Annotated in this window: 12 protein-coding genes; 9 read left to right on the top strand and 3 right to left on the bottom strand. The window is 46.3% G+C overall.

Going from position 1 to position 13,674, the window contains the following annotated elements:
* The first annotated feature begins 67 nt into the window (after positions 1-67).
* The 9 genes from argC (at position 68) to JC525_RS17250 (ending at position 9,522) form a co-directional block, all read left to right on the top strand.
* A complete protein-coding gene (argC, locus tag JC525_RS17290; RefSeq protein ID WP_198817001.1) occupies positions 68-1,081 on the top strand; it encodes an N-acetyl-gamma-glutamyl-phosphate reductase in 1,014 nt (337 codons plus the stop codon).
* A complete protein-coding gene (gene argB, locus JC525_RS17285; protein WP_198816999.1) occupies positions 1,078-1,923 on the top strand; it encodes an acetylglutamate kinase in 846 nt (281 codons plus the stop codon). Before argC ends, argB begins: the two co-directional genes overlap by 4 nt.
* Positions 1,920-2,831, top strand: coding sequence for an ornithine carbamoyltransferase (locus JC525_RS17280; RefSeq protein ID WP_198816997.1), 912 nt, complete (start codon positions 1,920-1,922; stop codon positions 2,829-2,831). The genes argB and JC525_RS17280 overlap by 4 nt, the downstream gene beginning before the upstream one ends.
* A 37-nt stretch (positions 2,832-2,868) precedes the next feature.
* Positions 2,869-4,074 carry an argininosuccinate synthase gene (locus tag JC525_RS17275; RefSeq protein ID WP_198816995.1) on the top strand — a complete coding sequence of 402 codons (1,206 nt, stop codon included), beginning with the start codon at positions 2,869-2,871 and terminating at the stop codon, positions 4,072-4,074.
* 73 nt (positions 4,075-4,147) lie between these two features.
* Positions 4,148-5,530, top strand: a complete 1,383-nt coding sequence (gene argH / locus JC525_RS17270) for an argininosuccinate lyase (RefSeq protein ID WP_198816994.1) — start codon at positions 4,148-4,150, stop codon at positions 5,528-5,530.
* Positions 5,531-5,548: 18 nt separating this feature from the next.
* Positions 5,549-6,859 carry an amino-acid N-acetyltransferase gene (gene argA / locus JC525_RS17265; protein WP_198816992.1) on the top strand — a complete coding sequence of 437 codons (1,311 nt, stop codon included), beginning with the start codon at positions 5,549-5,551 and terminating at the stop codon, positions 6,857-6,859.
* Between the two features lie 190 nt (positions 6,860-7,049).
* Entirely contained in the window at positions 7,050-7,946 is an 897-nt protein-coding gene (locus tag JC525_RS17260) for an alpha/beta hydrolase family protein (RefSeq protein ID WP_198816990.1), read from the top strand.
* Positions 7,947-8,074: 128 nt separating this feature from the next.
* Positions 8,075-8,647 (top strand): TetR/AcrR family transcriptional regulator, encoded by a 573-nt coding sequence (locus JC525_RS17255; protein ID WP_198816989.1) that lies wholly within the window; start codon positions 8,075-8,077, stop codon positions 8,645-8,647.
* A gap of 347 nt (positions 8,648-8,994) precedes the next feature.
* On the top strand, positions 8,995-9,522 hold the full coding sequence (locus JC525_RS17250) for a hypothetical protein (RefSeq protein WP_198816988.1): 528 nt from the start codon (positions 8,995-8,997) through the stop codon (positions 9,520-9,522).
* 96 nt (positions 9,523-9,618) lie between these two features.
* Here JC525_RS17250 and yghU read toward each other — a convergent pair whose 3' ends face one another.
* The 3 genes from yghU to JC525_RS17235 form a co-directional block, all read right to left on the bottom strand.
* Positions 9,619-10,476, bottom strand: coding sequence for a glutathione-dependent disulfide-bond oxidoreductase (yghU, locus tag JC525_RS17245; protein ID WP_198816987.1), 858 nt, complete (start codon positions 10,474-10,476; stop codon positions 9,619-9,621).
* Between the two features lie 200 nt (positions 10,477-10,676).
* On the bottom strand, positions 10,677-11,663 hold the full coding sequence (locus JC525_RS17240; RefSeq protein WP_198816986.1) for a DUF4382 domain-containing protein: 987 nt from the start codon (positions 11,661-11,663) through the stop codon (positions 10,677-10,679).
* A 307-nt stretch (positions 11,664-11,970) separates the two neighbouring features.
* Positions 11,971-13,662 (bottom strand): NAD-dependent malic enzyme, encoded by a 1,692-nt coding sequence (locus JC525_RS17235; RefSeq protein WP_198816985.1) that lies wholly within the window; start codon positions 13,660-13,662, stop codon positions 11,971-11,973.
* Between the last annotated feature and the right edge of the window lie 12 nt (positions 13,663-13,674).

Here is a 13,674-nt window from a genome sequence, read left to right as displayed (position 1 = left end):
GATTTACGCCCAACCAGTTTACAAAGGTAAAAAGTGATTTTTTTCTCCTTTTATTGAATTTTTAATTATGCATAACGTTTCAATTATTGGTGCCAGTGGTTACACAGGGGCACAACTTGTTCAGTTGGTTATTCAACATCCTAAACTATCTTTAGCAGGCACTTACGTGTCTGAAAATAGCAATGACGCGGGTAAAAATATCGCAGAGCTACATGGCAATTTGGCTCATGTGAACGCTACGCTTACCCCTATTTCAGACGCTGCATTAAAAGAGATGGCGGATAACGTAGATTTTATTTTCTTGGCTACGCCCCACGAGGCCAGCCACGACTGGATGCCTATCTTATCTTCAGGTAAAGCCAAAGTGCTCGATTTATCAGGTGCGTTTAGACTGAAAGATACAAAAGTCTTTGAACAATTTTACGGCTTCCCCCATACACAAGAACAAAGCTTGGCCCAAGCGGTATACGGCCTCTCTGAGTGGCACGAAGCACAAATAGCAAGCGCCGATGTTATCGCAGTACCAGGTTGTTACCCCACCGCCAGCCTAAGCGCGCTAAAACCACTTGCGCACAACGGTTTATTAGATGAGAGCGTACGCCCTGTGATAAACGCCGTATCTGGTGTATCTGGCGCAGGCAGAAAAGCTAGCCTTGCCACTAGCTTTTTTGAGGTAAGCCTGCAGGCATATGGTGTGCTAGGCCATCGCCATACTCCTGAAATTGAAGCATATTTAGGCACTCCTGTTATCTTCACACCACACTTAGGAAACTTCAAAAGAGGTATATTGGCGACGGTAACGGTTAAAGTTAAGGCTGGTACCACCAGCGCACAACTTGAGAAAGCGTACACTGACGCCTATGCTGATAAACCCATTGTGCGTTTGCGCAAGTGTTTTCCAAAAATTGACGACGTTGCTCACACCCCATTTGTTGACCTTCACTGGAAGTTAGACGAAGTATCTGGGTACGCAGTGGTTACCGCTGCAATAGACAACGTAATGAAAGGTGCCGCCTCTCAGGCTATACAGTGCCTTAATATAATGACGAAACAACCAGTAGAAACAGGGTTAGTACTATGAGTGTTTCACCTATCGTAATTAAAGTTGGTGGTGCATTGCTTGACGATGCAGCGGCAATGACGCGCTTATTTTTAAGCGTAAAAGACGTACAGGCCGCACGCCCAGTCGTTGTGGTACATGGCGGCGGTCCGTTAGTAGAAACATTAATGGCCAGCCTTGGTCTTAAAAGTACTAAAATTGATGGTCTTCGGGTTACGCCCGATGAACATATGCCCTACATTTGTGGCGCACTGGCAGGCTCTGCGAACAAACAGCTCTGTGCCGCGGCACTTGCCGCTGGTATTACGCCTGTTGGTTTGTCGCTGCTAGATGGAAACATGGTGGTATGTGAGCCACTTGCTGACCAATATGGCGCCGTGGGCGTGCCTTCGACAGCCGATGCATCGTTTCTTAAAAGCGTGCTAGCCCAGTCTACACTTCCGGTTATTAGCTCTATTGGCTCAAGCCCGCAAGGTAGATTACTCAATGTAAATGCTGACCAAGCTGCTACGGTCATTGCCGAGCTGCTTAACGCAGAATTATTATTACTTTCTAATGTTGAAGGTGTACTTGACGGTGACAAATCGCTAATTAGCGAACTTAACGCTGCAAACATTTCGAAATACGCAGATGAAGGCGTGATCACTGACGGAATGAAAGTAAAAGTAGATGCGGCACTAGCGTCTGCAGAAAGCCTGGAGCGCTCGGTTTACATCGCAAGCTGGGCAGCCGATATTAACGACATTTTAAATAAGAAAACGGGCACACAAATACTGCCCTCAGCCCTGACAAATACAAAGTCAACAAGCGCTGACTTACCCCACACCGACTTTACAAAAGGCAATGCCGGAGAAGTACAATGAAACAGGACCTACTTACCTTTGCAGGCTGGACAACCGACGCAATGAAAAATTTGCTGCAATTGGCAGTAGAAATTAAGCAAGCCCCCGCAAGTTACAGCAACGTACTAGCGGGAAAGTCTATTGTTGCCCTGTTTGAAAAACCGTCGTTGCGAACCCGTGTAAGCTTTGATATCGGCATCAACAAGCTTGGCGGCCACATGGTGTATTTAGATGTGCAGTCGGGCAACTTAGCAGGCCGTGAAGATGCGGTAGATACTGCGGCTAACCTTGCTTGCTGGGCTGACGCCATTGTGGCTCGCGTATTTTCTCACGAAACGCTTGAAACCTTTTCAAAAGCAGCGAAAGTGCCGGTTATTAACGCTCTGTGCGATAAATACCATCCTTGCCAAGGCCTTGCTGACTACCTGACTATGTTTGAACGCTTTGGTAAAACGGAAGGTCTTACCATGGCCTATGTGGGTGACGGTAACAACGTGACTCACTCGCTGTTAATCGTTGGTGCCCTACTGGGTTGCAATCAAGTTGTGGTGACACCAGAAGGTCATGAAGCGTCGCCTGAAATTGTTGCGCAGGCAAAAGCGATTGCAGAGAAGACCGGTGTATCGATTGTTGAAAGCAATGATTTAAGTGCAGCCAACGGGGCAGACGTAATCTATGCAGATACGTGGCTTTCAATGGGTGACGACACACCTCTTGAAGTGATAAAAGAAAAATTCATGCCTTATCAGGTTAATGAAGCGTTGATGGAGGCAACCGGTGCAAGCTACGTTATGCACTGCCAGCCTGCCCATCGCGACCTAGAAATTACAGGTTCGTTGATTGATAGCGACAAGTCGCTATTAATGCAGCAAGCCGAAAATAGAATGCATGGCCAAAACGCCATCCTTACTCAATTACTTAACGCTTAAAAAGACGCCTAAAAAGACGCTTAAAAGGATTACTTAGATGCAAAACGTTAAAAAAATCGTGCTGGCCTATTCAGGCGGGCTTGATACATCGGCCATCATTCCATGGCTAAAAGAAAACTATGGCTGTGAAGTTGTCGCATTTGCGGCTGACGTTGGCCAAGGTGATGAAGAGCTTGAAGGTCTTCACGAAAAAGCTATCGCCTCTGGCGCAAGCGAGTGTCACATTGTTGATTTGAAAGAAGAGTTCGTCAGCGAATACATCTTCCCAACTATCACAACGGGTGCAGTTTACGAAGGCGAATACTTACTAGGTACGTCAATGGCGCGCCCGGTTATCGCCAAAGCGCAAGTTGAAATTGCGCGTAAAGTCGGTGCCGATGCGCTATGTCACGGTTGTACCGGTAAAGGTAACGACCAAGTGCGTTTCGAAAGCACCTTTGCAGCCCTGGCACCTGATCTTACCGTTATTGCGCCTTGGCGTGAGTGGGATATGGTAAGCCGTGAAGACCTACTTGCCTATTTAGCAGAGCGCAATATTCCAACCACTGCGTCTGCCACAAAAATTTACAGCCGCGATGCAAACGCATGGCACATATCACACGAAGGTGGCGAGCTTGAAGATCCATGGCAAGAGCCTACTAAGCAAGTGTGGACGCTAACGGTAGACCCTGAAGATGCACCGGATACGCCTGAGCGCGTAACCCTGTCGTTTGACGAAGGTAAGCTTACTCATGTTGATGGCGAAGCGCTGTCGCCCTATGAAGCACTGGTTAAGTTAAACAAGGTTGCAGCAGCACACGGTGTTGGACGTATCGACATTGTTGAAAACCGTCTTGTCGGCATGAAGTCTCGCGGCTGCTATGAAACGCCAGGAGGCACTGTGCTGCTTAAAGCGTATAAAGCACTTGAAACCATGGTGCTAGATAAAGCGGCACTTAAGTACCGCGAGCAAATTGGACTTGAGTTCTCTCATGTGATGTACGATGGCCGCTGGTTCACTGCCCTTAACGATGCGCTTCTTGCTGGTGCTGCTTCTTTTGCGAAGAAAGTAACAGGCGATATCGTGGTTAAGCTATACAAAGGCCAAGCTACGGTAACACAACGCCGTTCGCCAAATAGCCTTTACTCTGAAGACTTTGCCACCTTTGGTGCTGATGATGTTTACGACCAGAAGCACGCTGAAGGCTTTATCCGCCTATTCAGTCTTTCAAGTCGTATCGCAGCATTGAAGAAACAAGGTTAATCGCATACCGCGCGTAGTTTACAAAGCTACGCGCGGGTAGCGATGGCAAAAAACAGCAATTAAGGAGCATCACATGGCGTTGTGGGGTGGCCGGTTTGAATCCGGTGCAAGTAGTATGTTTAAACAGGTTAACGACTCGCTGCCGTTTGACCAAGTTATGGCAAGCCAAGATATTCAAGGCTCTATCAGTTGGTCTCGTGCGCTGCTAAAAGCAGGCGTACTAACCACTGACGAACAAGCCCAGCTTGAAGCTGCACTTAGCGAGTTGAAAGTTAAGGCCGATGCGGGTGAATTAGACTTTAACGCGTCTAGCGAAGAAGACATTCACAGCTTCGTTGAAGCCGCGCTTATTGAGAAGCTTGGCGACATTGGTCGTAAGCTTCACACAGGGCGCAGCCGAAACGATCAGGTGGCCACCGATTTTCGCCTGTGGGTACGCGAACATATTGCCTCACTTCGCGGTGATGTTTTAGGTGTTATTAAATCACTTCTAAATGCCGCTAGCCGTCATCAAGAAGCCATTATCCCCGGTTACACTCACTTACAACGTGCACAACCTATTCACTTCGCACACTGGTGTTTAGCATACGTTGAAATGCTAAAGCGTGATTTGAGCCGTTTAGACGACTTAAAAGTACGCATGAATCAGTGCCCATTAGGCTCTGGCGCTTTGGCAGGTACGACTTTCCCTGTAGATCGTCACGCGATTGCAGAAGAGCTAGGCTTTGACTCACCCTGCCTTAACAGCCTAGATGCTGTCTCTGACAGAGATTTTGTGCTTGAGCTTTTATTTGTGGCCAGCACCAGCATGATGCACTTATCCCGTCTTGCTGAAGACATGATTTTCTATAACTCTGGTGAAGCGGGATTCTTACAGCTTGGTGATAGCGTGACCTCAGGCTCGTCACTGATGCCGCAAAAGAAAAACCCAGATGCCCTTGAGCTCATGCGCGGCAAATGCGGGCGCGTATTTGGCGCCCTACAAGCACTGCTTGTAACCATGAAGGGCCTTCCTCTTGCGTACAATAAAGACATGCAGGAAGACAAAGAAGGTGCTATCGATACGGTTAATCAGTGGCACATTTGTTTGTGTATTGCCAGTGAAGTACTCGATTCACTTCAGCTTAACGAAGAACGCTGCCGCATTGCCGCAGCCCAAGGTTTCTCTAACGCGACTGAGCTTGCTGATTACTTGGTAGGTAAAGGTGTGCCGTTTAGAACAGGCCACGATATTGCGGGGCGTGTTGTGCTTCAGGCCATCGACAAAGGCTGTGCTATTGAAGAGTTACCGCTAAGCGATATGCAAGCGATTTGCGACAAAATTGAAGACGACGTATATCCGGTATTACAGCTAGAGTACGGCGTTAATCAACGCAATATCTTGGGAGGTACCAGCAAAGAAACCGTGACGAAAGCACTGTATCAAGAGCTGGAAGACTTGGATAAGCAAGGGTAGCGACAAGGAACTGCTTAGATGGTATTAGCGCATCATGACGGCATAAAACTGTTTCGCAGTTCACTGCCCTATATTAATGCTCACCAGGGAAAAACCTTCGTGTTGATGTTCGGTGGCGAAGCCATTGAACATCCTAATTTCCCCAATATTATTCACGACATTGCCCTGCTTAATAGCTTGGGCGTGCGTGTTGTCGTGGTGCATGGTGCACGCCCTCAGATTGATCAGCGTGTTGCCCTTCGCAACATCGAAGGTCGTTTTGAAAGTGGTGTGCGCATTACAGACAAACAGACCCTTGAGTGCGTAAAAGATGCCGCAGGCTCGGTACGCTCTCAGGTCGAAGCTTTGCTTACTATGGGGTTGCCGAACTCGCCTATGCACGGTTCACAAATACGCGTGTGTTCAGGCAACTTGGTTGTTGCAAAGCCGATGGGCGTAAGAGGCGGTGTTGACTTTGAAAACACCGGTTTAGTGCGTCGTATCGATACCACCGGCATAAATGACCATCTGAACGATGGCTCAATCGTGCTGCTATCGCCTATGGGCTATTCATCAACGGGAGAAGTGTTTAACTTATCTCATGAAGATGTAGCTACACAGGCGGCGATTGGCCTAAAAGCAGACAAGCTTATCGTGTTTTCAAACTTTGATGGCATATATAACCGCGAGGGTCGATTGCTTCGTACCATTGAACGCCCTCAACTTGAACAACTGATCATGGCAGGTGACATTACCACGGAAGATACTGTTTTGAGCGCCCTTACCACCAGCGTTGCTGCTGGCGTACCCCGCGCCCACTGCATCAGCTATGAAAAAGACGGTGCTTTACTGCAAGAGTTGTTCACGCGTGACGGTACTGGCTCGCTGGTAATGGAACACCATTACGAACAATTACGTGCCGCCACTATTGAAGATGTAGGCGGTATTTTAAAGTTAATAAAACCGTTAGAAGAAAGCGGCGTGTTGGTGAAGCGCTCTCGTGAGCGTTTAGAAAACGAAATTAACCAATTTATTGTGATAGTGCGAGACGGCATGATCATCGCCTGTGCAGCCTTGTATTTATACCCTGAGGACGGCTGTGCGGAATTAGCTTGTGTGGCGACCCACCAGGACTATCGCGGCAAAAACCGTGGCGAGCGTATTTTAGATGAGGCGCGAGCGCGCGCTAAAGAAGCCGGTATTAATAGCATTTTTGTACTGACCACAGTTACCGCCCACTGGTTCTTAGAGCAAGGCTTTGAGCCTGCTGACATCAGTGCGTTGCCTGCTGTAAAAAAAGAGCTGTATAACTTCCAGCGAAACTCGAAAGTATTCACGCTACCTGTTTAAGTCATTACTTTTTAAATCGCGAATGCTATGGCTTATCTATCCCAGCTAAGCTTTAGCATTTGCGTGCCAACAACTTATCTACTTGTCATTACTTAGCCATTATCATTAGTAAAATAAATAATTAGCATGTTGCGTTTTGTGGGTGCGGAGGGTTTACTGGTTAGACCAGAACAGTTTTAGAGACTTCTTCATGTCGAGCATATCAAAGCAAAACGACACCGAAACCAACATCAATGTGAAAGATATCACCATTGTTTGCGCCGACAGCGCACCTCTTGCCGCCTCCCTGTTCTCTCCAAGCCTACCAGCAAAAGCGGCAATTATGATTGGCCCTGCAACGGGTATCAAACGCCAGTTTTACCGCGCTTTTGCCACCTATTTGGCTGAGCAAGGGTTTGGCGTTATAACGTATGATAATAGAGGCATTGGCGATTCAGTAAAAGGTAGCGTTAAACAAAGCGATGCATCGCTAGTAACCTGGGGCGAGCAAGATATGCCAGCGGTACTAGAATCACTCAAACTTCACTTCCCCAATGTGCCTTATTTTCTCGTTGGTCATAGCGCGGGGGGCCAGCTGCTTGGCTTAATGTACAACGTTCGCGACCTTACTGCTTTTTGTAACTTCGGAAGTTCATCGGGCAGCTTACGCAACATGCGCAAAAGCTATTTAATCAAAGCCCATTTTTTTATGAATGTCTTTATTCCCGTGAGTAATTTACTGTTCGGCCATACCAAATCTCAGTGGGTAGGTATGGGAGAACCATTACCTAAAAAGGTGGCGCGCCAATGGCAAAAATGGTGTAACGGTAGAGGCTACGTAAAAACAGGGTTTGGTAGCGATGTTATTCAGCACCACTACGACACCATTCAGATACCCTCTAAATGGCTTCTCGCCAACGACGATGACATTGCTAATATTCGTAACGTTCACGATATGCTCAGCGTGTTCCCTAATATGGACGCTGAAATTGAAGAGCTTGAACCAAAAGCACTAAACGTAAATGAGATAGGCCATATGAAATTCTTTTCCAGAAAGTGCCAGCACTTGTGGCCCAAAGTAACAGACTATTTTAAGCGCTACATATAGGCAGGCTTTACTGAGTTTGTGCCAAAAAACAGAGCGATAAAAATGTGGAGACGGTTGCGCAACTCGTGAATTCTTAATCTATAGTTATAACTGCGTTATAGGCCATAACTTCTACTCGATAAAATAGTATGAATAACAAAGAAAAAATACTGCAGGCGGCATCTGAACTCTTCAGCGAGGAGGGGTACGATGCTTTGAGCGTGCGCAACATTGCTAAGCGCGCCAATTTATCAACCATTGGCATTTACAGTCATTTTAAGGGCAAACAGGGTATTCTTAACGCTTTGTGTCAACAAGCTTGCGAAGTGCTAACTCAAAGCATTCTGCGTGCTAATGGAAATACGGCCTCAGATAAGGTTCTTGGTGCCTGCGAGAATATATTAAACTACGCCGAATCTAATACGGCACATTATCAGTTAATATTTGGCGGCAGCACCTCGTTTTTTTCGATGACCGAAGAGACGATGACAGCCAAATCAACATTAATCGAAACGATGGCAGGGTTATGCAAAACGCTTCCCAAAAACCAGGTATCAAGTGACAAAGCCGTGATAATCGCAACACAAGTCATGGCCTTAACCCATGGTTATATTCAGTTTTTTCAAAGCAATCACTCACCAGAGCTAACTAAGACCAATTGGAAAGATAAAGCACTCCAAGCTGTACGGCTTCATGTTTACGCAATAGTTGCTACCCAATAGCATATTGCGAAGAGTACAGTTAAAGGCATGCCACCTGTAACCACACCGTACGTTTAGCTAGAACTTAGCTAGAACAATGGGGGGCAGAGTAGTTTTCCCAAAAATTACTCTGACCCCATTTGCTTTATCTACTGGCTACCGCCTTTCTGACACGAGCGCCATAGTCACTATCAGCTAGGTCGTATTGCACGAACATGGCTTCTTGCACGTCCTTAGTAGCTTGGCTTAGTCGCTGAACGAACATTTACTTACTCAAAAAAGGCAACACCATTACTTTTTTGCAATTTAAGTCTGATAAATGTCCGCATACGTAAGAGACAGACAGAAGCTCTGCCAACAAGATAACGATGACTAAGCCGCTGATTTATATAACCGGGGCCGTGATGCTATGTATTATCGCCATAGCATCGTGGAATACCTTCACTTTTTTAATGCAAATTGATGATAAAAATCATGAGCTTACTTTTATGGGTAGTTCTGGTTGGCAGTGGCACGACAAAAAACTGGGTATTCAAATTAAACGGGTAGAAGCTCAGTTACCCGCGTTAAGAAAAGTGTCAGAGAATAAAGAATATGCATCTCTTGTAACCATTACGGAGAATGGAAACTATCGTGGTTTTGTATTTTTCAACGAGGCATGTGAGGAAGGTTCAATCGTTTCTGAACGAGTCACCTACAATCAAACAAAGCAACCTAAGCTTGAAGTGTTACATTGCCTTCACGGTAAACTGGTGTATATGAAAACGTGGACGTCTGTACCTGCCATAAAATGGCGTGGCCGTGTGGGCAACTTTGAATTTGATGAAGATTTGAACGAATGGGATTTCACCCCACTCCAACAAGCATACTTAAAGAGTGTGGCAGAGCTTATCTGAAAATTTGGGGTCAGAGTACTTTTCGTCGATGATCTTTCTAGGCATTGTGATGCTAAGAAGATGATTAACATAACTTAAGTACACTGACCCCATTATTTAGGTGTTGGCGAGCGCGTTATCGATATCTTTGGCGCTGTGGCGGTTTTCTAACTGGCCATCATCACCCCAAGTCTTGTTAACAATACGGCCACGCTTTACTCCTTCGCGCTGCTCTAGCTGCTTAGCCCAGCGAACTAAATTAGTATACTCATGCACCTGAAGAAACGTGGCTGCATCGTATAGGTTCCCTAGTACCAGGTTGCCGTACCATGGCCAGATCGCTATATCAGCAATGCTATATTCGCTGCCTGCCATGAACTCATTGTTCGCTAAGTGTTTGTCTAGCACATCGAGTTGACGCTTGGTTTCCATAGTAAAGCGATTGATTGGGTATTCCATTGGATAAGGCGCATAGCTGTAAAAGTGGCCGAAACCGCCGCCTAGGTATGGCGCTGAACCCACCTGCCAGAATAGCCAGTTAAAGCATTCTGCTTTCGCTTGGGCCTCTTGCGGAATAAATTTTCCGAATTTTTCTGCAAGGTAGACCAAGATTGAACCTGACTCGAACAGCTTGGTTTCTGGTGACGTTGTTGTGTCAACCATAGCAGGGATCTTGCTATTCGGATTTACGTCCACAAACCCAGAGGAAAACTGATCGCCCTCTCCGATGTTTATTAGCCACGCGTCGTATTCTGCTTCGCTGACACCCGCAGCCAACAATTCTTCTAGCATAATAGTCACTTTCTGCCCGTTAGGCGTGGCTAACGAGTATAGCTGTAAACCATGTTCGCCAGTGGATCGCGCTTTTTCGTGGGTCGAACCAGACACGGGGCGGTTGATACTCGCCCACTTGTTGCCATCATCTTCAGCCTGCGTCCAAACATCAGGTGGTGTGTAGTTACTTTCTGTCGACATAGCAATTCCCTTAAATAGTTTTTAGGTGAAAGAGACATACTTCATAGCTATAAAGAACGGCTTTTAAAGGCGTATGGCTCACTATGTCGACTAATAAACAGTACTGCGCGATTACTGACATAAAAAAGCCGCGTTTTATATAGATACAAAACACGGCTTTGTGAATAAAAGGCGAGCAGTCCATTGCCCGCAAACTGGTACTATTCGATAGTTACCGTAGTAGCGTCACCTGCTACAACAGTGGTGGTATCGATAGTTTGTAAAAAGAAACCGTCCTCTTCATCTTCATCCGTTTCCGGCTCGTCAAACAAAGCTACGCACGAAAAGGCGAGTGAATAGTCACCTTGAGGCATGAAGCCCGCGGTAAAATTGAATGTTTCATCAGACTCGTCGTAGGTTACAGGCACCACAGTAAAAGGGCGTAACTCGGTATCATCGACACCGACATCTGCGTCATCACCTAGGGTATCAAGAACATTTTGCTCACCTTCATAGATGTAAACCGCATTACCAGAAGTCATGTCAGTTTTAACAGCACACTTCTCGTCCATCACCAGCATGCTATCAACCGTGCCACTGAGAGTACCGACATCGCCGTTTAATACTAAGCGGACACCGCGAGGTTTTAACATGATGACTTCTTGACCTACTGGATCGACTAAGCTTTTTCTTAAATCGAACTCAACGGTGTAGGCTGCGTCAAAGTTGGGCTGTACAGTAAATCCGTCTAGTTTTAATTCTCCACTTGGCACGCGAATAGGATATGTGCCTTCGTTAGTCACGATGTACGACTCTTCAGTGACGCTAAGGCGTAGTTGGTTGTAGTCACCTATCGGAATTTCAGTACCTTCAACAATCACTTCAAACTGTTCGCCAGGCAAAGATAGTAAATCAATGCTTCGAGGATCACCGTTCTCATCTTCAACAGAAAACGTGATAGGTGAATCGTTACCAATTAATTCAACCTCATCGAAATACACCACCACTTCACTGGCATCATCAACTGGGGCATCTGAAACCGAAAGAGAAAAAGTACTGGTTGTTGGTGTGGGCTGGTCGTCTACGCTATCACCAGAACCGCCGCAAGCACTTAGCGTAGCAAGTGCGGCCATAACCATTGATGTTGAGAAGGAGCGCTTAAGAGCTCGCGAGTACAATGAATTAAATTGAGTTTTTGTTTTTTTCATTTTTAACACCTACTTTTTCTTCTGTATGACAAGGGTAGTTATCAATGTTTATGCCAAAAAAAAATAAACATTATTTTTCATACACTTGAGTTAAAGTTCTTTATGCAAAGGGTAGAGTAAAAAAAGGAAATGTTGCGCATAAGCAACACCTTTTTACATAAAACAGATTTGAATAAACTGAGAGGGCGACATTAGAACAAGGAGGCAGAGCTATTGTGAATAAATTATCTCAAACCGAGTATAAGGTTAACTTCAATACGCACAAAAAAAGCAGGCAAGGCCTGCTTTTTTAAAACGTGAGCGTTAGTTAAATGCTAACGCGTTTATAAGGGCGGTATTCCGCTTTCCAGAAGTTTCGCTCTATACTTTCGAGCAAAGCGTCATCTGACATCTCAAGGGCAAGCCCCTGCTCCATCGCTACCCTACCCACTTCAAAGGCAATCTCTCTGCTTATTTGAGCTATCGCCGCTAGCGGTGGTAGCAACGAACCCTGCCCCGTGTTGACTAATGGTGACGCTAAAGCAAGCGCGTTACTTGCAGCCATTAACATTTCGTCGCTAATTAGTTTGGCTTTAGAGGCGACAACGCCAAGACCAATACCGGGGAAAATGTACGAGTTGTTGCATTGGGCAATGGGGTAAATTTCACCTTTATACTCAACGGGTTTAAACGGGCTACCAGTCGCGATAATAACTTCACCGTCGGTCCATTCAATAACCTGTTCAGGTCTTGCCTCAACTTGGCGAGACGGGTTACTGAGTGGGAAGATGATTGGTAACTCACATCCTTGCTTCATAGCGCGGATAACTTGCTCAGTAAACAAACCTGGCTGACCTGAAACGCCAATCAGTACGTCTGGCTGCGCGCAGTGCATTACGTCAAGTAGTGACGCGTAATCGCCACTAAATGTCCATTCAGCCAAGTCTGCGGTTTTCTGCTGAAGTTTTTGTTGGAAGTCACGTAGGCCTTCCATACCTTCAGTCACTAAGCCAAAACGGTCGATCATGAACACTTGCTTACGTGCTTGCTCATCAGTAAGACCTTCAAAGACCATTTGCTGAATAAGCATTTCAGCAATGCCACAGCCTGCTGAGCCCGAGCCCACAAATACAACCTTCATATCCCTAAGCTTTTGCTGCTTGGTTTTACATGCCGCGAGTATAGTGCCGAGCGTAACTGCAGCGGTGCCTTGAATATCGTCGTTAAAGCAGCACACATCGTTTCGGTAGCGATTAAGTAGCGGCATTGCATTTGGCTGTGCGAAGTCTTCAAACTGGATCATCACATCTGGCCAGCGCCTTTTCACAGCGTTTATGAACATATCTACAAATTCATCGTATTCTTCTTGGCCAATACGAGGGTGGCGCGCCCCCATGTACATAGGGTCGTTTAATAGTTTCTCGTTATTGGTGCCTACGTCTAGCATGACGGGCAACGTGTACGCAGGGCTAATTCCCCCACATGCGGTGTAGAGCGACAGCTTACCGATAGGGATCCCCATACCGCCAATACCCTGATCGCCTAAGCCAAGAATACGCTCACCGTCAGTCACAACAATCACTTTTACTTTGCGTTTGGTGGCATTGCGAACAATGTCGTCAAGCTGGTGACGCTCTTCATATGACACAAACAAACCACGTGAGCTGCGGTAGATGTCAGAAAACTGTTCACACGCATCACCTACCGTCGGAGTGTAGATAATGGGCATCATCTCATCGATATACTTTTGAATCAGACGATAGAACAAGGTTTCGTTGTTGTCTTGAATAGCTCGAAGGTAAATATGCTTATTTAGCGCTTCGTCGAAGCTGCTATATTGCATGTACGCACGTTCAACTTGCTCTTCGATAGTTTCATACCGCGGCGGCACGAGACCGGTTAAGTTGAACGCCGCTCGCTCGCGGGCGGTAAAGGCACTGCCTTTATTCAGTAGGGGCGTTTCTAGCAATGAAGGGCCAGCGTGAGGGATATAAAGATATCGTTGTGAGTCTTCTGACATTGTTTTTCCGAA

Origin of the sequence: Alteromonas sp. IB21, assembly GCF_016405965.1 — a bacterium.
In the GTDB taxonomy this organism is placed as follows: Bacteria; Pseudomonadota; Gammaproteobacteria; order Enterobacterales; family Alteromonadaceae; genus Alteromonas.
Note: the sequence above shows the minus strand (reverse complement) of the source record. Positions and strands in the feature narration are given on the sequence as shown.